This window comes from Modestobacter sp. VKM Ac-2986, from assembly GCF_026967795.1.
Classification (GTDB): domain Bacteria; phylum Actinomycetota; class Actinomycetes; order Mycobacteriales; family Geodermatophilaceae; genus Modestobacter.
In genome coordinates this window covers 1-18654 of the sequence record NZ_JAPVBH010000001.1, presented here as the reverse complement: position 1 = coordinate 18654, position 18654 = coordinate 1, and the positions used below count along the sequence as shown (strand labels likewise).

The 18654-nt window shown below is 74.6% G+C and carries 19 protein-coding genes; 12 read left to right on the top strand and 7 right to left on the bottom strand.

Annotation, left to right across the window (positions count from 1 at the left end; genetic code table 11):
• Positions 1–6: 6 nt before the first annotated feature.
• The 3 genes from O2W14_RS00095 to O2W14_RS00085 form a co-directional block, all read right to left on the bottom strand.
• Positions 7–1128, bottom strand: a complete 1122-nt coding sequence (locus O2W14_RS00095) for a hypothetical protein (protein ID WP_269174047.1) — start codon at positions 1126–1128, stop codon at positions 7–9.
• A gap of 66 nt (positions 1129–1194) precedes the next feature.
• Positions 1195–2394 carry an EAL domain-containing protein gene (locus O2W14_RS00090; RefSeq protein ID WP_269174046.1) on the bottom strand — a complete coding sequence of 400 codons (1200 nt, stop codon included), beginning with the start codon at positions 2392–2394 and terminating at the stop codon, positions 1195–1197.
• A 128-nt stretch (positions 2395–2522) separates the two neighbouring features.
• A complete protein-coding gene (locus tag O2W14_RS00085; protein WP_269174045.1) occupies positions 2523–3203 on the bottom strand; it encodes a DUF4386 domain-containing protein in 681 nt (226 codons plus the stop codon).
• 93 nt (positions 3204–3296) lie between these two features.
• Between O2W14_RS00085 and O2W14_RS00080 the strand changes: the two genes are divergently transcribed.
• From O2W14_RS00080 to O2W14_RS00060, 5 genes are all read left to right on the top strand, one after another.
• On the top strand, positions 3297–4013 hold the full coding sequence (locus O2W14_RS00080; RefSeq protein WP_269174044.1) for a TetR/AcrR family transcriptional regulator: 717 nt from the start codon (positions 3297–3299) through the stop codon (positions 4011–4013).
• A 166-nt stretch (positions 4014–4179) separates the two neighbouring features.
• Entirely contained in the window at positions 4180–5889 is a 1710-nt protein-coding gene (locus O2W14_RS00075) for a SpoIIE family protein phosphatase (RefSeq protein WP_269174043.1), read from the top strand.
• A gap of 68 nt (positions 5890–5957) precedes the next feature.
• Positions 5958–6587 (top strand): hypothetical protein, encoded by a 630-nt coding sequence (locus O2W14_RS00070; protein ID WP_269174042.1) that lies wholly within the window; start codon positions 5958–5960, stop codon positions 6585–6587.
• 84 nt (positions 6588–6671) lie between these two features.
• Positions 6672–6938 (top strand): hypothetical protein, encoded by a 267-nt coding sequence (locus O2W14_RS00065; RefSeq protein WP_269174041.1) that lies wholly within the window; start codon positions 6672–6674, stop codon positions 6936–6938.
• Positions 6939–6941: 3 nt separating this feature from the next.
• Complete coding sequence (locus tag O2W14_RS00060; protein ID WP_269174040.1) at positions 6942–7463, top strand: RNA 2'-phosphotransferase; 522 nt, start codon at positions 6942–6944, stop codon at positions 7461–7463.
• Between the two features lie 3 nt (positions 7464–7466).
• On the opposite strand, the gene O2W14_RS00055 is transcribed toward O2W14_RS00060, so the two are convergent.
• On the bottom strand, positions 7467–8051 hold the full coding sequence (locus tag O2W14_RS00055; protein WP_269174039.1) for a TetR/AcrR family transcriptional regulator: 585 nt from the start codon (positions 8049–8051) through the stop codon (positions 7467–7469).
• A 110-nt stretch (positions 8052–8161) separates the two neighbouring features.
• On the opposite strand from O2W14_RS00055, the gene O2W14_RS00050 reads away from it, so the two are divergent.
• The 5 genes from O2W14_RS00050 (at position 8162) to O2W14_RS00030 (ending at position 12966) form a co-directional block, all read left to right on the top strand.
• Positions 8162–8584, top strand: a complete 423-nt coding sequence (locus tag O2W14_RS00050) for an organic hydroperoxide resistance protein (protein ID WP_269174038.1) — start codon at positions 8162–8164, stop codon at positions 8582–8584.
• A 123-nt stretch (positions 8585–8707) separates the two neighbouring features.
• Positions 8708–9487 carry an SDR family NAD(P)-dependent oxidoreductase gene (locus O2W14_RS00045; RefSeq protein ID WP_269174037.1) on the top strand — a complete coding sequence of 260 codons (780 nt, stop codon included), beginning with the start codon at positions 8708–8710 and terminating at the stop codon, positions 9485–9487.
• A gap of 24 nt (positions 9488–9511) precedes the next feature.
• Positions 9512–10552, top strand: coding sequence for an isopenicillin N synthase family dioxygenase (locus tag O2W14_RS00040; protein ID WP_269174036.1), 1041 nt, complete (start codon positions 9512–9514; stop codon positions 10550–10552).
• Between the two features lie 10 nt (positions 10553–10562).
• Positions 10563–11333 carry an SDR family NAD(P)-dependent oxidoreductase gene (locus O2W14_RS00035; protein WP_269174035.1) on the top strand — a complete coding sequence of 257 codons (771 nt, stop codon included), beginning with the start codon at positions 10563–10565 and terminating at the stop codon, positions 11331–11333.
• A gap of 220 nt (positions 11334–11553) precedes the next feature.
• On the top strand, positions 11554–12966 hold the full coding sequence (locus tag O2W14_RS00030; RefSeq protein WP_269174034.1) for an LCP family protein: 1413 nt from the start codon (positions 11554–11556) through the stop codon (positions 12964–12966).
• Positions 12967–13000: 34 nt separating this feature from the next.
• Here O2W14_RS00030 and O2W14_RS00025 read toward each other — a convergent pair whose 3' ends face one another.
• From O2W14_RS00025 to O2W14_RS00015, 3 genes are all read right to left on the bottom strand, one after another.
• A complete protein-coding gene (locus O2W14_RS00025; RefSeq protein ID WP_269174033.1) occupies positions 13001–13900 on the bottom strand; it encodes a bestrophin family protein in 900 nt (299 codons plus the stop codon).
• A 140-nt stretch (positions 13901–14040) separates the two neighbouring features.
• The gene (locus O2W14_RS00020; protein ID WP_269174032.1) at positions 14041–14331 is read right to left on the bottom strand and encodes a hypothetical protein; all 291 of its coding nucleotides are present in this window, start codon (positions 14329–14331) and stop codon (positions 14041–14043) included.
• A gap of 46 nt (positions 14332–14377) precedes the next feature.
• Positions 14378–15205, bottom strand: coding sequence for a PHP domain-containing protein (locus O2W14_RS00015; protein WP_269174031.1), 828 nt, complete (start codon positions 15203–15205; stop codon positions 14378–14380).
• A gap of 78 nt (positions 15206–15283) precedes the next feature.
• Between O2W14_RS00015 and O2W14_RS00010 the strand changes: the two genes are divergently transcribed.
• Together O2W14_RS00010 and O2W14_RS00005 are read left to right on the top strand one after the other, a co-directional pair.
• The gene (locus tag O2W14_RS00010; protein WP_269174030.1) at positions 15284–17524 is read left to right on the top strand and encodes a RecQ family ATP-dependent DNA helicase; all 2241 of its coding nucleotides are present in this window, start codon (positions 15284–15286) and stop codon (positions 17522–17524) included.
• A 112-nt stretch (positions 17525–17636) separates the two neighbouring features.
• Positions 17637–18266: an alpha-ketoglutarate-dependent dioxygenase AlkB gene (locus O2W14_RS00005; protein WP_269174029.1), complete on the top strand. Its 630-nt coding sequence runs from the start codon at positions 17637–17639 to the stop codon at positions 18264–18266.
• Positions 18267–18654 lie beyond the last annotated feature (388 nt).

Below are 18654 nucleotides of genomic sequence, written 5' to 3'. Positions count from 1 at the left end.
GCCGGCTCAGGCGGCGTCCTCGAGCACCAGCGGGCCGGCCGCGAGCCGGGAGAACGCCGGCTCGTCGGCCCGCCACACCTGCCGCGTCACCGGGGCGCCGAAGGACGTGGGGGCGGCGAGGGAGAAGCCCAGGTGCCGGAACCGGGTGGACAGGGCGACCAGGTGGTCGACCTCGGCCAGCGTCGGGCGGCCCAGCGTGCCGTGCCCGCGGTGTCCGGCCAGGCCCAGCAGCAGCGTCTCGGCCAGGCAGGCGAAGGACTGGTCCCCCGGCAGGCCGATGTCCCCGCCGCGGCGGCGGATGCCGGGCGTGGCGACGATGCCCCCGTCCAGCACCAGCACGTCGGGCCGCCGGCGGGGCAGGTCGGGGGAGGTGTTGCGTGGCTGGGTGTCGTCGATGACGACCGTCCCCTCGCCCAGGTGCTCGCTGCGCAGCAGGGCGTCGGTGGCGCTGGTCAGCAGCACCACCAGCCCGGCGCCCCGGACGTCGGCCATGTCCCGCGACGTGCGCACGGCCCCCGCCCCGAGGTCGTCGACCTCCGCGGCCAGGGCGGTGAGCGTCGCCGCCGTCCGGCCGACGAGCAGCAGGTCCGGGACGCCGGCCCGGGCGAGCAGCCGGGTGACCGCGGAGCCCACCGACCCGGTGGCGCCGACCAGGGCGACGCCCGGCCGCGGCGCCGAGGGCAGCGCCCGCAGCACCGACTCGGCGGTGATCGCGGCGGTGAAGGCGTTGCCGTTGGTCACCCCGACGTCGGTGCGCGCGCGGAACAGCTCCCCGCCATCGGTCGCCGTCGCCGTCAGCGCCCCGAGGCCGACGACGCCGACGCCGGCCGCCGCGGCCCGGTCGACGGCCGCGGTGATCCGCCGGTGGGCCAGGGTCCGGTCGCCGAGCAGCTGCCGTGGGGTGAGCGGCACGCCCACGACCTGGCCGGTGGGGGAGTCGGGCCGCTCGGCCAGGGCGGTGGTGGCGAGGGTGAACGGCGGCAGCGGCAGGTGCCGGAAGGCCCACTCGAACGCGGGGACGGGCACCCGGCGCAGTGCCGGCACAAAGCGGCCCACCTCGGCGGCGACGTCGGTACGGGGGTGCACCAGGAAGGTGACGGGGACGGCTGGCTGCGTCGGGACGGGCACGGCTGCGGACCCTAGGGCCGCCCGGTGTCCGGCAGGTGACTGCCTGCGTTGATCCAGGTCACACGGTCAGCCGGCCAGCGCCTGGGTGTCCTGGTGGAGCACGGGGAGGACGCCGGCCGGTGCCGGGCGCCCGAAGTGCCAGCCCTGCCCGTCGTCGACGCCGAGCACCCGGAGCACGGCGTGCTCGGCCGCGGTCTCCACGCCCTCGGCCACGACCCGGACGCCGCCGCCGTGGGCGAAGTCGACCAGGGACTCGACCAGCCGGGCGAGCACCGGGTCGGTGTCCAGGCCGCTGACGATGCTGCGGTCGATCTTGATGACGTCGGGGTCGGTGACCACGATGTGCCGCAGGCTGCTGAAGCCTGCGCCCACGTCGTCGATGGCCAGCCGCATGCCGGCGGCACGCAGGGGCGCCAGCGCGGCCTCCAGCGCGGCGTAGTCCGCCACCTGGTCGTGCTCGGAGAGCTCCAGCAGCACCCGCGGGAGGGGCAGCGAGGCGAGCAGGTCCACACACTGCGGGGTGAGCAGCGTGGCGGGGGAGACGTTCATCGAGACGTATCCGGGGACGTGGTCCAGCAGCGCGGCCGCGCGGGCCAGGGCCTGCAGCTCCAGCCGGTCGCCCGCGCCGACGCTGTGCGCCTCGGCGAAGACGGTGTCGGGGGCGCGGTCCCACTCGCCGGGGAAGCGGCTGAGCGCCTCGGCACCCCGGCGCTCGCCGGTGGCCAGGTCGACGATCGGCTGCAGGACGACGACCGGGCCGCCGGCGGCCATCACCGGCAGGATCCGCTGCTCGATCTCGGTGCGCCGCTGCTCCTCGCGCAGCCCCGGCTCGATGATCACCGACGCCGCGTCGGCCAGCACCTCCATCAGCGCATGGTCCCTGGTCGACAGCTCGGGGTCCGAGCGCAGGCCGAAGGCGCAGAAGGTCCCGTAGACCGTGCCGTCGCTGAGCCGCACCGGGGCGGTGACGTAGCTGCGGATCCGCGGGATCCGGGCCGGCCGCAGCCTCATCGCGGCGGGGAAGTCGGTCACGTCGGGCATCACCGCGGGCAGGTCGCCGTCGAGCACGGCCTGGCAGAAGCTGGTGTCCTGCGGCTGGGTGAGCCCGTCCCGGAACACCAGCGGCATCGAGGACTCGACGATCTCGAGGTGCTGGGTCGCGCCGTCCAGCCGGCTGAAGAAGGCCACGCTCAGGCCGAGCGATCGCCGCGCGGTCTGCAGCAGGTCGGCGATCTGCTGCTCGGTCTCCGAGCGCTGTCTGCGCACGAGGGTCTCCCTGGTCGGTGGCCCCCCGCCCCGTCGTCTCGAGGTGGTTGCCCGACCCCACCATCGGCAGCGCGGGTGCGGACCTGCAGAGGCCGGCCCGTGCCTCACCCGGTCGGGTGCCGCCCAGGTCAGGCGGGGGTCAGCGCGGTGGCCGGGCGGACGGCGGACGGCGTCCCGAACCCCCGGGTGACCAGCCGGACGGCGAGGCTCATCTCCCAGGCGGTGACCGGCAGGGCGGCGACGAACCGCCACGGGGACGTGTCGTCGACCAGCCCGGCCATCACCGCGGTCGAGGACAGCAGCACCAGCGGCCCGCCCACCAGCCCGAGGACGGCGATCCAGCGCGGCACCAGCCGGGCCCGGTGCACCAGCAGCGCGAGCAGCAGGCTGTTGACGCCGATGACCAGCCCGGGGCCGACGAGGAAGGTCCAGTCGTGCAGGGCGACCAGGGCCCGGGCGACGGCGACGTCCTCCGGGCCACCGCCCTGCCGCAGGGTGACCAGGGACAGGGTGGCCACGGCGCCGGTGGTGATGACCGCGGCCTCCAGGACCCGGCCGCAGACGTAGCCCAGCGCGAGGCTCTCGCTCTCCCGCCGGACCACCGGGTACACGCAGACCGCGGTGCCGATGCACGAGGCGGCCAAGAGCACCTCCAGCCAGCCGCCGAGGAGCACGCGCCCGTCGGCCCCGGCCCCCAGCACGTAGCCCGGGTCGGTCAGCGCGGGCTGGTAGAGCACCAGCCCGGCGATCGCGGCCACCGCCGCCACCACGAAGAAGACCCCGGCCGCCCGCGCGTTGCCCCTGTCCATCACGTCACCTCTCGTCGGCGGTGTACGGCGTACACCCGCATGGCGGGACGGTAGGTGTACGACGTACACCTGTCAACGGGGTACGGTGCGCCGGTGGCCGACCAGGCGCGGCGGGTGCCGCTCAACCGCGACCGGGTGCTCGCCGCAGCCGTCGGCCTGGCCGATGCGGCCGGCATCGAGTCGCTGAGCATGCGGCGCCTGGCCCAGGAGCTCGGCGTGGTCCCGATGGCGTTGTACAAGCACGTGTCGGACAAGGACGCGCTGCTCGACGGCATGGTCGACGCCGTGCTCGGTGAGATCGAGCCGGGCGCCCCCGGGGCGGACTGGCGGGCGGCCGTGCAGCAACGGGTGCTGGGGGCCCGGCGGGCGGTGCTGCGGCACCCGTGGGCGCGCAGGGCGATCGAGTCGCGGACCTCCCGGACGCCCGTGGTCCTGGACCACATGGAGGCCCTGGCCGCGGCCTTCCGCGCCGGTGGCTTCTCCGCCGACCTGACCCACCACGTCATGCACACCCTGGGCAACCGGATCTGGGGCTTCAGCCCCGAGCTGTTCGACGCGCCGCACGACCCGGCCGCACCAGCCCCGGGTCCGGCCGAGCAGGAGGCGCGGGCCGCCGAGTTCGGCCGGCGGTTCCCGACCATCCTGGAGATCGCGGTGGCCGCCACCCGGGGTGACCTGGGGGCCGTCGGCGGGGGCTGCGACGAGCAGTTCGAGTTCGAGTTCGCCCTGGACCTGCTGCTCGACGGCTTCGAGCGGCTCCGGGACCAGGGCTGGACGTCTGCCGGCGATCCCCGTCGGGGCGGGGTGTGACCGGCCCGGCGCGACACAGCCGGTCCCGCGGGCCGGACCGGGTGGTGCCGGTGGCGTGCCATGATCTCGACGGCGGCCGCCGGTGTCCCGTGCCGCGCGCACACCCGTGTCCCGGGGGAGAGGTGTCACGCTGACCCGTCGACTGGCCGAGCTGCTGTCCCGCGGTGTGCGGTCCGAGCACCAGCGAGCGGTCCTGGAGCACGACTGGGCGGCCACCGCACTGGGCGACGTCGAGACCTGGTCGCCGACGCTCTTCGCCACCGTGGGCACGTGCCTGAACTCCCGCTTCCCGATGCTGCTCATCTGGGGCCCGGACCTCGTGATGGTCTACAACGACGCCTACGCCCCGCTCCTCGGTGCGCGGCACCCGGAGGCGCTGGGCAGGTCGCTGTCCGACGTGTGGGCCGACATCTGGCCGACCCTGCGCGGCATGGTCGAGCAGGTGCACGGCGGGGAGGCGACCTTCAGCGAGGACCTCCTGCTCGTCACCAGCCGGGACGGGTTCGAGGAGGAGACCTACTTCACCTTCTCCTTCAGTCCGGTCGTCGAGCCCGGCGGACACGTGGCCGGCATCCTCGACACGGTCGTGGAGACCACGTCGCGGGTGCTCGCCGCCCGCCGGATGTCGGTCCTGCAGCAGCTGGGCAGCCTGCCGCGCTCGGTGCACGGGAGCACCGAGGCGGCCTGCGCCGCCGCGCTCGAGGTGTTGGCCTCGGCCCGGGCCGACTGCCCGTTCGGACTGGTCCACCTGGTGGAGGACGACGGCCACGGTGCCCGGCGGACCGGCGCCTTCGGCCTGGACCCGGGGCGTTCGCCGTCCGACGACGCACTCCAGGCGGCCGTGCGACAGGCGGTCGCCACCGGCGCGGTGGTCCCGATCGGTGACCTGGGCGCCCGACTGCCCGGTCTCACCGGCACCGGCGCCGGCCCGGTCGGTCCGGCGGCCGTGGACACCGCCTTCGCCCTGCCGCTGACCGCGGCCGGCCGCGACCGCCCGGTCGGGGCGCTCGTGCTCGGCGCCAGCCCGCACCTGCGGGTGGACGCGGAGTACCTGACCTTCCTGGAGCTGGCCGCCGGACAGGTGGCCGCAGCGGTCGCCGACGCCCAGGCCGTGCTGGCCGAGCGCCGGCGCGCCGCCGAGCGGGCCGAGCTGGACCACTCGCGGGCGCAGTTCTTCACCGAGGTCGCCGTCACCCTGCAGCGCGCCGTCCTCGGGCCGACCGTGCTCCCGGCCGGCTTCTCGGTCCACTACGAGCCGGCCGCGGGCACGCTGGAGGTGGGCGGCGACTGGTACGACGTCGTCGACCTGCCCGGTGGGCTGTTCGGCGTGGTCGTGGGCGACGTCGTCGGGCGCGGGCTCGACGCGGCCGCCGTCATGGGCCAGCTGCGCAGCGCCGGGCGGGCGCTGCTGCTGGAGAGCCGCTCCCCGGCGCACGTGCTCTCCGCGCTGGACCGGTTCGCCGCGCTGGTGCCCGGCGCCACGTGCAGCACCGTGTTCTGCGGCGTGGTCGACCCCTCGGCGGCCACGCTGCGCTACAGCAGCGCCGGGCACCCACCCGCGATCCTGGCCGACGAGCAGGGCCGGGCCGAGCTGCTGGAGGGTGCGCGCGGTCTGCCGCTGGCGGTGCTGGAGGGCGCCGACCGGCCCGAGGCCCGGGTCAGCCTGCCGCCGGGCTCGACGCTGCTGCTCTACACCGACGGGCTCGTCGAGCGCCGCGAGGAGGCGCTGGACGAGGGCATCGGCCGGGCGGTGACGGCGCTGGTCGCCGGCCGGCACCTGGCCACCGACGTCCTGTCCGACCTGCTCACCGACCAGCTGCTGGCCGACGCACCCGACGACGACGTGGCGTTCCTGCTCTACCGCACCCCCGGCTGACCCCTCGGGCCGGCGATACGGGCCGAACTCCCTTGCCCGCGACCACCGGAGCGGCCACGCTGCGCCGCATGCACTTCCTGGACGGCAGCGAGGGCCCGGACGACGAGTGGGAGCGCCGGCACAGCGCCCCGGAGAACGAGGCGCCCGTGGCGGTGCCGGTCAGCGCGGTGCTCGCCCGCAGCGACACGGCGGCGGTCACGCTGACCGGGGTGCAGGTGTTCACCACCGGCCTCACCTTCACGCTCGGTGTCCGGTGCCGCCCGGAGGCGCTCGGGTCCGGGGACATCAGTGACCTGCTCTGGGGTCACCGGGGCCCGGGCCCGCAGGTGCTGGTCGGGGTGGAGCTGGCCGACGGCCGCCGCGCGAGCAACGTGCCGGGCAGCGTCCACGCCTTCGCCGACCCCGGTGACCTCGACGGGCTGGTGTTCCACCACGGCTCGGGGTCCGGTGGCCAGCTGTCGGCCGAACAGGTGTGGTGGCTGAGCCCGCTGCCGCCGGCCGGGCCGCTGCGCCTCGTCGTCCGCTGTGACGCGCTGGGCCTCCCGGAGACCGTCACCGAGCTGGACGGGACGGCACTCCGCGCCGCCGCCGAGCGCGTGGTCACCCTCTGGCCGTGGGTCTCCCCGCGGGGGGTCGAGCCGCCCCAGCCCCCGCCGGGGCCCGAGCTGCCCGCGGACAGCTGGTTCGCCCGCACGTGAGCCTCGTTCACCGCGGGGCCGGCCCGGGTAGTCGGGCACGCAGGTGACCGGTCCCGGTCACGACGCCCACGGGAGGGACTGGCCATGGCTGCCTGCGAGGTCTGCGGCAACGACTACCGGCTCAGCTTCGAGGTGCACGCCGCCGGCGCGGTGCACACCTTCGACAGCTTCGAGTGCGCGATCCACGCGATGGCACCCATCTGCGAGCACTGCGGCGTGAAGGTCGTCGGCCACGGCGTCGAGGCCGACGGCGTCTTCTTCTGCTGCGCGTCCTGCGCGCGCATGCACGGTGAGCTGGCCAGCGCCCAGGAGCTGGTCGACCACGCGGGTCTGGCGCCGGACGAGCGCTGAGCCGTGGACGTCGTCCGGACCAGCAAGCGGCTGTCCCGGGTGCTGCGGCACGACCCGTGCAGCGTCGGGCTGGCCCTGGACGAGCACGGCTGGGTGCCGGTCGCCGACCTGCTGACCGCGCTGCGGCTGACGCGGGCCGAGCTGGACGACGTCGTGGCCGGCAACGACAAGCGGAGGTACGCCTACGACGAGACCGGCACGCGGATCCGGGCCAGCCAGGGGCACAGCGTCCCGGTCGACCTGGGCCACGCCCCCGCCGTCCCGCCCGCGGAGCTGTTCCACGGCACGGTCGAGCGGTTCCTGCCCGCCGTCCTGGCCGAGGGGCTGCGCCCGATGGGCCGGCACGCGGTGCACCTGAGCCCGGACCGGCAGACCGCGGCGGCGGTGGGGGCGCGGCGGGGGAGACCGGTCGTCCTGCGGGTGGACGCGGCGGCGATGACCCGGGACGGCGCGACCTTCACCCGCTCGCCCAACGGCGTCTGGCTGGTCGACGCCGTCCCGCCGCGGTACCTGGCGCGGACCTGACGCTCAGCCGACCGGCTGCCCGGCCGCGGCGATCAGCTCGGCCACCCCGGCGTCCAATGCGGCCTGTGCCTGCACCGGGTCGGCGAGGTAGCCGGCCACCATGGCGCCGTCGCGCAGCACCAGCCACCGGCGGGCGGCGTCGGCCGGCTCGGGGTGGCCGACCGTGGTGAGCGCCGTCCGGACGCTGCCCTCCAGCCACTCCCGGTGCACCCGCACGGCCTGGCGCACCGCGCTGGCCGGGTCGGGGTGCTCGGCGGCGGCGTTGATGAAGGCGCAGCCGCGGAAGCCGACGCCGCACACCGTGTCCCCGACCAGCGAGGTGAGCGCGCGCAGCCAGCCGGCCGCTGCGGCGGCGTCGGCCGGCACCTCGCCGGCCCGCTCGCGCACCGTCGCGTCGACGCCCCGGAGGTAGGCGACCACGAGGTCCTGCTTGCCGGGGAAGTGCCGGTAGAAGGTGGCCCGGGTGACGCCTGCCTCGGCGACCACGCGGTCGACCCCGACGCCACGGATCCCCTCGGCGTAGAAGAGCGCCGAGGCGGTGCGCAGCAGGCGCTCCCGGGCCTCCGACGTCGGAGTCGCGGTGGTCATGGTGATCACGGTAACCCCCTGTTGACGCTGGTCAGGGCGCGTGCTGGAATCAGGGGGAGCAGGGAGAACGACCGTTCTCTCTCCCGGACGTCCGACCAGGAGGCCCAGCCATGGCTGCCGTCTACACCGCCCTCGCCACCGCCACGGGGGAGGGCCGCAACGGCCACACCCGCACCTCCGACGGCTCCATCGACCTCGACCTCAAGGTGCCGGCCGAGATGGGCGGCCCCGGCGGTGGCGCCAACCCCGAGCAGCTGTTCGCCGCCGGCTACGCCGCCTGCTTCCACGGCGCGCTCAAGATGGTCGCCGGCAAGCAGGAGGTGGCCTTCACCGACTCCGCCGTGACCGCCGAGGTCGGCATCGGCCCGAACGACGCCGGCGGCTTCGGCCTGGAGGTCACCCTGCACGTCGAGCTCGGTGGCATCGACCAGTCCGCCGCCGAGGCCCTCGTCGAGGCCGCCCACCAGGTGTGCCCGTACTCCAACGCCACCCGCGGCAACATCCCGGTCACCCTCGAGGTCGAGACGGCTTGATGACCGGCCCCGCTCCACGCAGGGGCTGCTGAGACCCGGGGGAGGGTGGTGCCGTCAGGGCCTGCCCTCCCCCGTTCGCGTCCCGGGTGGAATCCCACCGCCGCCGGGCGCCTTGGGACGGGCATGCAGATCGACCTCTCCGGGCGCACCGCCCTCGTCACCGGCTCCTCGCAAGGCATCGGCCTGGCCATCGCCACCGGTCTGGCCGGGGCCGGCGCCGCCGTCGTCCTCACCGGACGTGACGCCGCGAAGCTCGACGCCGCCGCAGCCGGCATCGACGGGCAGGTCACCACCGTGGCCGGCGACGTCACCACCGACGAGGGGACGGCGCAGCTGCTCGAGCAGGTGCCGTACGTCGACGTCCTGGTCAACAACCTGGGCATCTTCGGCGCCAAGCCCGCCCTGGAGATCACCGACGACGAGTGGCGCCGCTACTTCGAGACCAACGTGCTGACCTCGGTGCGGCTCACCCGCGCCTACCTGCCCGGCATGGTCGAGCGCGGCTGGGGCCGGGTGCAGTACATCGCCAGCGACTCCGCCGTCGTGGTGCCGGCCGAGATGATCCACTACGGGATGACCAAGACGGCGCTGCTCGCGGTCTCCCGCGGCTTCGCCAAGGAGGCCGCCGGCTCCGGGGTCACGGTCAACTCGGTGATCGCCGGCCCGACGCACACCGGCGGCGTCGAGGACTTCGTCCGCTCCCTGGTCGGCGACGACCTGTCCTGGGACGACGCGCAGCGCGAGTTCATGCGCACCCACCGGCCCCAGTCGCTGATCCAGCGGCTGATCGAGCCCGAGGAGATCGCGAACATGTGCGTCTACCTGGCCTCCCCGCTGGCCTCGGCCACCACCGGCGGCGCACTGCGGGTCGACGGCGGCTACGTGGACGCGATCCTGCCGTAACGCGGGCCCGCCACCCTGGGCGGCATGACGTTCGCCGTCCCGGTCGTGGACATCTCCAGCTACGTGCACGACGGGACGGCGGAGCAGCTCGCGGCCACCGCGGCGGCGATGGACGCCGCCTGCCGCACCGTCGGGTTCGTGCAGGTCGTGGGCCACGGTGTCCCGGACGCCGTCGCCGCCGGGCTGGCCGGGGCGATGGACGACTTCTTCGGGTTGCCGCTGGCGGCGAAGAACGGCTGGCGCACCCCGCCGGAGGTCAACCGCGGCTACAGCCCGCCCAAGAGCGAGTCGTTGTCGCTGTCCCTGGGCGTGGAGGCCGCGAGCCGGATGAACGACTTCTTCGAGGCGTTCAACGTCGGCGCCTCCCAGGCGACCTACCCGCACGCGCCCGGGCTGCCGCAGCCGGACTACGCGGAGAACACCTGGCCCGACGTCGCCGGCTTCGAGCCCGCCGTCGAGGCCTGGTTCACCGAGGCCGCCCGCGTCGCGCGCACCCTCACCCGGGTCTTCGCCGACGCCCTGGGCCTGGCACCGGACTTCTTCGACCGCCTCACCGGGCACTCCCTCGACGTCCTGCGGATGAACAACTACGCCCTCCCGGAGGGCACCGTGCGCCTCGACGGCGACCTGACCGGCATGGGCGAGCACACCGACTACGGCATCGTCACCGTGCTGTGGGCCGACCAGGTCGCGGGCCTGCAGGTGCTCGGCGGCGACGGCGGCTGGTACGACGTGATGCCGGCCGAGGGCGCCCTGCTGGTGAACCTCGGCGACGTCACCGCCCGGCTGACCAACGAGCGGTGGCTGTCGACGCTGCACCGGGTCAAGCCGCCGATCGTCGACGGCACCATCCAGCGGCGCCGGTCCGCGGCCTTCTTCCACGACGGGGACGTCGACGCGCTGATCACCACCCTGCCCTCCTGCCTGGAGCCCGGTGAGGAGCCGCGCTACCTCCCGCTGACGGTGGGGGAGCACGTGGCCGCCAAGCTGCGCGGCTCCCGGGCCGGGGTGGTCAACACCGCCGCCGACCGCGAGGCCGCCCGGGTGCTCGCCGCCCGGTCGTAGCGTGGGGCGCGTGTCCCGCGTCCTGATCACCGGTTCCACCGACGGCCTGGGCCTGCTGGCCGGACGACTGCTCGCCGCCGACGGCCACGCCGTCACCCTGCACGCCCGCAGCGACGCCCGCGCGGACGACGCCCGGGCCGCGCTGCCGGCCGCCGAGGGGGTGCTGGTCGGTGACCTCTCCACGATCGCCGGTGTGCGGGCGGTCGCCGCGCAGGCCGAGGACGCCGGCCGGTTCGACGCCGTCGTCCACAACGCCGCCGTCGGGTACCAGGAGCGGCAGCGGGTCGAGACCTCCGACGGCCTGGCCCACGTCTTCGCGGTCAACGTGCTGGCCCCCTACCTGCTGACCGCACTGATGACCCCGCCCGACCGGCTGGTGTACCTCAGCTCGGGCATGCACCGCGGCGGCGACCCGTCCCTCGGCGACCTGCAGTGGACCCGCCGTCGGTGGAACGGGTCGCAGGCCTATGCCGACAGCAAGCTCTGGGACGCCGTACTGTCCGCGGCGGTGGCCCGGCGCCGGCCCGACGTGCTCGCCAACTCCGTCGACCCGGGGTGGGTGGCCACCCGGATGGGCGGGCCCGGGGCGTCGGACGACCTGGCGCAGGGCCCGGTCACGCAGGCCTGGCTCGCCGTCTCCACCGACGACGAGGCCCGCACCAGCGGTGGCCACTGGTACCACCGCGCCCGGCGTGCGACCCACCCCGCGGTGTCCGACGTCGCCGTCCAGGACGGCCTGCTCGCGGCCTGTGCGGAGCTCAGCGGCGTCCCGCTGCCCTGATCCCGGCGCGTCGCGGGCTGCGGCTGCACCGGTTCCACAGCCGGGCGTGTGATCCTGGGGGTTGGTCGATCGCACCCCATCCCCCAGCGCGCCCCGGAGGTCGTCGATGGAGCCCGGCGAGTCCGCGAGGCCGTTGCCTCCCCGGCTGGACCCCCGCGCGGGGAAGACCCCGCGCACGCCCCGCGGCGCCACGGCGTCCCGGTCCGCGGAGGTCGAGCCGGTGAGCCCCACGCGCCGGCTGGCCGTCGGCGTCCGGGCGCTGGCCGCCGTGCTGAGCGTCCTGGTGCTCGCCGGCAGCGGCTGGGGCTGGTACCTGGCCAAGGTCGCCGAGGCCAGCCTGAGCCGCACCGACGCCATCCCGACAGACGGCAACGTCGACGCCGCGGGCAACGGCGGCGAGGCGATGAACCTGCTGCTGGTGGGCCGGGACTCCCGCGCCGGGCTGACCCCCGAGCAGCAGGCCGAGTACGTCACCGGCGACACCGCCGGGCTGCTCAACACCGACACGATGATGCTGGTGCACGTGCCCGCCGACGGGTCCGCGGCCTCCTTCGTCAGCCTCCCGCGAGACCTCTACGTGCCCATCCCCGGCAGCGGCGAGGGCAAGCTCAACTCCGCCTACGGCGGTGGCTACAACGCCGCCGAGGGCGAGGAGGCGGAGCGGGACGCCGCGGGCGCCCAGGCGCTGATCCGCACGGTCAGCCAGCTCTCCGGCCTGCAGATCGACCACTACGCCGAGATCAACCTCCTCGGCTTCATCAACCTGAGCACCATCGTCGGCGGCGTCGAGGTCAACATCTGCGAGGCCGTCGACGACACCGTCACCGGCGCGCACTTCGACGCCGGCCCCCAGACCCTCAGCGGCAGCCAGGCGCTGCTGTTCGTGCGGCAGCGGCACGGCCTGCCCAACGAGCTGGACCGGCAGCGCCGCCAGCAGGTCTACATCGCCGGCATGCTGCGCAACCTGCTGTCGAAGGACCTGCTGCTGGACCTGTCCAAGCAGCAGCAGATCGTCAAGCAGGTGGGCAGCAGCGTCACCTTCGACGACGGCCTCGACGTGTTCGACCTGGCGGCCCAGCTGCAGTCGGTGCAGCCGAGCGACATCAGCTTCCAGACCCTGCCCGGGCTCAAGGACGACACCATCGACGGCGCCGCCGTGCTGGTGCCCGCGGACCCGGCCGCGCTCAAGGACTTCTTCGCGTCGCTGAGCGAGCCGGCGGAGGAGCCGGCCGCCGAGACCCCCGCGCCGGTCGCCCCGGTCGCGCCGTCCGAGGTGACCGTCAGCGTGCTCAACGGCTCCGGTGTCACCGGCGCTGCGGCGACCGCGGCGACCGCGCTGGGCACGGCCGGCTTCGTGGCCAGCAGCGGCGGCAACGCCCCGGCGAACACCGACCGCACCGCGATCGCCCACGCCCCCGGTGACGAGGGCAAGGCCGCGGCGCTGGCTGCCCAGGTGCCCGGGGCTGCGGTGACCGCCGACGCCACGCTCGCGGCCGGCACGGTGCAGCTGACGCTGGGCAAGGACTTCAACGCCGTCGGCCAGGCGGTCGACGCCCCGCCCCCGGTCCCGGTCGAGCCCGGCACCTACGCCTCCAGCGAGCGCACCGCGGACGACACCAGCTGCATCGCCTGACCCCCGCCGTCCCGGACCCCCGGGACGGCGGACGTCACCAGAGGACGCGGTCGACCGGGCGGACCGCGGTCGGGGGCTCGGCGCCGATCATCTCGGTGAGGTCGATCTCCACGGTGCGCGTGATCGCCGTCATCGGGACGTCGTAGACCGTGTCGGCGAAGGGCTCCGCGAGGTCGTCGCCGACCTGGACGGCGAGCAGGAACATCAGCGCGACCAGCCCGGAGCCGATCGGGGTGGCCCAGCCCAGGTCGTTGACCAGGGCGAAGGGCAGCACGACCGCGAGCAGCTGGCTGAAGAACCGGGGCAGGAACCGGTACTGGACCGGCATCGGGGTGTTCCTGATCCGCTCCAGCCCGCCCTGGGCGTTGGACAGGGCCACCAGGGTCGACTCCAGCTGGACCAGCCGGAGGTCGCTGATCTTCCCCTGGCGGGCCCCGGCGCCGAGCAGCCGGCCGACGTGGGTGAGCACGGCGTTCTGCCTGTTCGTCGACCCCTCCACCGCAGCGGCCACGTCGGCCGGCAGGTGGCGGCGGGCCTCCACCGGGAACGGCTGCCCCCGCAGCGCCGTCCGCAGCACGTGGACGTAGGCGATCTGCGCCTGCACCACACCACCGGCCAGGCCGCGCCGGGCACCGTCGACGTCCTCGTCGATCAGCACCAGCGCCTCCCGGGCCAGGCTCCGGGAGTTGTTGACCACCTGGCCCCACAGCGTCCGGGCCTCCCACCACCGCTCGTAGGCGGCGTTGACCATGAAGCCGACGAACAGTGCGATCGCCGTCCCGAACAGCGTGGTCGGGATCTCCAGGCTGGAGAAGTGCGTCGCGTCGTTGAGGTACAGCGCCGTGATCAGCACGTCCCACGCCAGCAGCAGGGTGAACGGGACGGCGATGCTCCGCAGGGCGTGCACGGGGCGGGGCAGGCGCGAGATGATCACAGTGACTCCGGGGTCGGCAGGCCGGCCGTCGGCCCCGTCGCCGCTGATGCTCCCCGAGCCGCACCGCCGTCCGCGCGACCGGACGGCGTGAGCCCGCCCACGCCGTCCGGTGGGCCCGGGACGGCGGGGCGGGCGTGGTCTCAGGCGGCGACGGCCTCGGACCGGCGGGGGAGCAGCACGGGGAGCGCGAGACCGGCGAGGGCACGGACGTCGTCCTCGTCGTCGTCCGTGGCCGACCAGCTGGCGGGCTCGACCAGGGCGACGGGCTCGTCGTCCTCCACCTCGGTGGCCTCCGTGACCGGGGCGTCCCAGTTCTCGGCCAGCGCGGCGATGGTCGCCATCGCCTCGTCGAACAGCTGCTCGACGAGTGCGTGGCCGGCGGACGCGACCGCCTCGGTGGAGAAGGTGCCGTCGAAGAGGAGTCCAGTCACGCCGTGGTCATCGGCAGTCGACACGTCGACCCTGACGACCGGTGGCTCAGCGGCGCCAGAAGTCGAAGCGGTCGCGGCCCGGGCGGAAGCCGGCCTGCTCGACGACGTCGACAGCCAGGTCGAACCGCTGCCCGACCAGCTGCGGCTGGTGCCCGTCGCTGCCGAAGCTGACCGCGTCGCCGCCCTCGTCGCGGTACCAGCGCAGCAGCTCCACCGACCACAGCGGGCTGGTGGTGTTGACCTCCAGGGCGCGGCCGCCCGCCGCCAGGGCGCGGAACACCGCCCGGTACTCCTCCTCGAACACCGCCTCCGGGTACGCGTCGCGCCCGCCGGGCCAGTAGCGGCGCGGGAAGTCGCAGTGCGCGAGCACCTGGAAGACGTCGCTGCTCTCGATCATCGTCACCATCTCGGTGAGGTAGCGGCGCATCGTGGCGACCAGGTCGACGTCGGGTGCGTGCAGCACCCGGTTGACCCCGATCAGCCGCCCGTCGACCGGCAGCGAGTGCAGCGACCCCAGGACGCGGTCGACCGGCGAGGCCTGCAGGTGTGCCGCGACGCTGGCGCCGAACAGGTGCGGCTCCCCGGCCTCCACACCGGACCAGACCCGCAGTTGGGGAAACCGCTGCCGGGCCTCCCAGATCGTCTCGGCGTAGACGTCGACGTCGATGGGCAGCTGGTTGGCCGGGTGCCGGTCGGTGAGCCCGTCGGTGGTGGCGCGGTCGCCGGGGCTCCACACGGTGAAGTCCAGGTGCTCGGTGAAGGCGATCGCCGGCAGGCCGATCGCCACGGCGTGCTCGCAGGCGCGCAACAGCGAGGCCCGGGGCCCGGTGTCCCACGAGAACTCCGAGTGCACGTGGTTGTCGGGCGGCAGCATCCTGCCCATCCAACCGCCCGTCCACAGCGAGCGCACGCCGGGTCCCGGAGTGTCGGTGCCGCCGCCTACGGTCGGGTCATGACGACCGCTGTGCAGCCCGATCTCGCCGACGAGGCGCTGGGCGTCCTGCGCGAGCTGACCGGCCGCCCCGACGCCGTCTTCCGCGAGGGCCAGGACGACGCGGTCCTCGCGCTGGTCGAGCGGCACCAGCGGGCGCTGGTGGTGCAGCGCACCGGGTGGGGCAAGTCGGCGGTCTACTTCGTCTCCACCGCCCTGCTGCGCCGACGCGGCGCCGGCCCCACCGTGCTGGTCAGCCCGCTGCTGGCGCTGATGCGCGACCAGGTGGCCGCCGCGAGCCGCGCCGGCATCAAGGCGGTGGAGATCTCCAGCTCCAACGTCACCGAGTGGGACGACATCAACGCCCGGCTCGCCGCCGACGACGTCGACGTCCTGCTGGTCTCCCCCGAGCGGCTGACCAACCCCCGCTTCCGAGACGAGCAGCTGCCCGCCCTGGTCGAGCGGTGCGGCCTGTTGGTGGTCGACGAGGCGCACTGCGTCTCCGACTGGGGCCACGACTTCCGGCCCGACTACCGCCGCATCCGCGACCTGCTGGGCCAGCTGCCCGCGGGCACGCCCGTGCTCGCCACCACCGCCACCGCCAACGAGCGCGTGGTCGCCGACGTCGCCGAGCAGCTGGGCGCCGGTGGCGTCGAGGTCACCACCGTCCGCGGCCCGCTGGCGCGCGACTCGCTGCGCATGGGCGTGCTCCGGCTGGACTCCGACCGGGCCCGGCTGGCCTGGCTGTCCGCGCACATCGGCGACCTGCCGGGCAGCGGCATCGTCTACACGCTCACCGTCGCCGCGGCGGAGGAGACCGCCGCCCTGCTCCGCGACGCCGGCCACGAGGTGCGGGCCTACACCGGCCGGCTCGACGACGCCGACCGCAAGGACGCCGAGGAGGCGCTGCGGGAGAACCGCGTCAAGGCCCTGGTCGCCACCTCGGCCCTGGGCATGGGCTTCGACAAGCCCGACCTCGGCTTCGTCGTGCACCTAGGGGCGCCGTCGTCCCCGGTCAGCTACTACCAGCAGGTCGGCCGCGCCGGCCGCGCCGTCGACCACGCCGACGTCCTGCTGCTGCCCGGCCCGGAGGACATCGCGATCTGGCAGTGGTTCGCGACCTCGTCCATGCCGCGGGAGGACCACGCCGCCGCGGTGCTCACCGCCATGGCCGACGGCAAGGCGTGGTCGGTCGCCCGGTTGGAGACCGTGGCCGACGTCCGGCGCTCGCGGCTCGAGCTGCTGCTCAAGGTGCTCGCCGTCGACGGGGCGGTCGAGCGGGTGCAGGGCGGCTGGCGCTCCACCGGCGTGCCGTGGGTCTACGACGCCGACCGGTACGCCCGGGTCACCGCGACCCGGGAGGCCGAGCAGCGCTCGATGCTCGACTACGCCAAGCCCGTCGACACCGCCGAGTGCCGGATGGCCTTCCTGCAGGAGGCCCTCGACGACCCGACCGCGGCCCCCTGTGGGCGTTGCGACGTGTGCGCCGGCCCCTGGTACCCGACCGACGTGCCGGCCGGCGCCTCCGAGGCCGCCTCGGCCCGGCTGGACCGGCCCGGGGTGGAGCTGGCGCCCCGCGCCCAGTGGCCCACCGGCGCCGACCGGCTCGGCGTCGAGGTCAAGGGCAAGATCGCCGCGGGGGAGCAGGTGGCCACCGGCCGCGCCGTCGCCCGCCTCACCGACCTCGGCTGGGGACAGAAGCTCCGCACCCTGCTGGGGGACGACGGGGTGGGTGGGGTCGCCTCCCTCGCCGAGGACCTCGAGGCCCCCTCCATCGAGGAGGACCCGGATGCCGCCTTCGACGTCGCGCACCGGGTGATGAAGCCGGGCCTGGCCTCCGACGCGCCGCCGGACGAGGAGCTGCTCAAGGCCTGTGCCCGGGTGCTGGGCGCCTGGGACTGGGCCCAGCGCCCCGGTGCGGTCGTGGCCGTCCCCTCCCGGCGCCGGCCTGCCCTGGTGAGCGGCGTGGCCGAGGGCCTGGCCCGGATCGGCCGGCTGCCCTACCTGGGCGCCCTGGACCTCGTGCACGGTGGCCCGACCGGCGGGCCCGGGGGCAACAGCGCCTTCCGGTTGGCCGGGGTGTGGCAGCGGATCGTGGTCGGACCGGAGCTGCGTGCCCGACTGGCCGAGCTCGGTGACGCCCCGGTCCTGCTCGTCGACGACCTGGCCGACTCCCGCTGGACGATGACGGTCGCCGGCCGCGAGCTGCGCCTGGCCGGCGCCGCCTCGGTGCTGCCCTTCGTCCTGGCCCTCTCCGCCTGAACGGCCCCGTCCCAGAGGCTCGCCCCGAGCTCCCGAGGGGGGAGGGGGCGGGGTCCTTCAACTGTCCACAGGTTTTCGAACACCTGTGCGAAACCGGTAGTAGCCTCCCGGCATGTCGCTCGCGCACCAGCCGTCCATGTGGGACGTCGCTGAGGAGGCCTCGCCCACCCCGCTCGCCGGGCGGGTGGTCCGGCACCCGCTGAGCCAGTGGGCCTGGGTCGACCACCTGCCCGGCTGGGTCGAGGGCTCGGACCAGGTGTTCGACGTCCTGCTGGGCGACATCGGCTGGCGGGAGGACCGCCGCCAGATGTACGACCGCGAGGTGGCCGTGCCCCGGCTGCTCCGCTGGTACGGCGGTGAGGAGCCCCTGCCGCACCCGGCCCTGACCGCTGCCCGGTCGGCGCTCAGTGCGCACTACCGCCCCGAGCTCACGGAGGACTTCGTGACCGCCGGCATGTGCCTGTACCGGGACGGCCGGGACAGCGTCGCCTGGCACGGCGACCGGATCGGCCGGAGTCGCACCGAGGACACGATGGTCGCGATCGTCTCGTTCGGGTCGCCCCGGCCGCTCCTGCTCCGTCCGGTCGGTGGCGGGGAGAGCCTGCGTTTCACCCTCGGCCACGGGGACCTCGTGGTCATGGGCGGCTCGTGTCAGCGCACGTGGGAGCACTGCATCCCGAAGACGACGCGGGCGGTCGGACCGCGCGTCAGCGTCCAGTACCGCCCACGCGGGGTCGCCTGAGCCGTGAAGGCCCTGCTCAGAGCCCGTGCGACGGGGTGGCTGGACCCCCCTTCAGACCCCCCGTGCAGACCCCCTCAGAAGGCGTGTATCGTTCTCCATGCACCAAGCGAGAACGGACCGGGCCGCAGGGCCTGGGAAACCGCCGGACAGAACCCCTGAGGTTCGACTGCTGCGGAACTTGGTGTAAGGTGGAATCACCGCTACGAAGAACGGCCGAGCAATCGGTCGGGGAACGTGCGCGTCCGCTCCTTGAGAACTCAACAGCGTGCCGAAAGTCAGTGCCAAGTAACAAATCCCCATGCGATGTCTTCGGATGTCGTTGGGTTCCTTTGGTTGATTGAACGAGAGTGCCAACTCTTGGTCTCAGCTGCGATCAAATCATCTACGG

Coding starts and splice junctions, on each gene's coding strand:
- O2W14_RS00070 (WP_269174042.1), top strand. CDS start 5,958: ATGCACTTCCTGGACGGCAGCGAGGGCCCGGACGACGAGTGGGAGCGC.
- O2W14_RS00010 (WP_269174030.1), top strand. CDS start 15,284: ATGACGACCGCTGTGCAGCCCGATCTCGCCGACGAGGCGCTGGGCGTC.
- O2W14_RS00085 (WP_269174045.1), bottom strand. CDS start 3,203: ATGGACAGGGGCAACGCGCGGGCGGCCGGGGTCTTCTTCGTGGTGGCG.
- O2W14_RS00040 (WP_269174036.1), top strand. CDS start 9,512: ATGACGTTCGCCGTCCCGGTCGTGGACATCTCCAGCTACGTGCACGAC.
- O2W14_RS00055 (WP_269174039.1), bottom strand. CDS start 8,051: ATGACCACCGCGACTCCGACGTCGGAGGCCCGGGAGCGCCTGCTGCGC.
- O2W14_RS00015 (WP_269174031.1), bottom strand. CDS start 15,205: ATGCTGCCGCCCGACAACCACGTGCACTCGGAGTTCTCGTGGGACACC.
- O2W14_RS00050 (WP_269174038.1), top strand. CDS start 8,162: ATGGCTGCCGTCTACACCGCCCTCGCCACCGCCACGGGGGAGGGCCGC.
- O2W14_RS00005 (WP_269174029.1), top strand. CDS start 17,637: ATGTCGCTCGCGCACCAGCCGTCCATGTGGGACGTCGCTGAGGAGGCC.
- O2W14_RS00065 (WP_269174041.1), top strand. CDS start 6,672: ATGGCTGCCTGCGAGGTCTGCGGCAACGACTACCGGCTCAGCTTCGAG.
- O2W14_RS00045 (WP_269174037.1), top strand. CDS start 8,708: ATGCAGATCGACCTCTCCGGGCGCACCGCCCTCGTCACCGGCTCCTCG.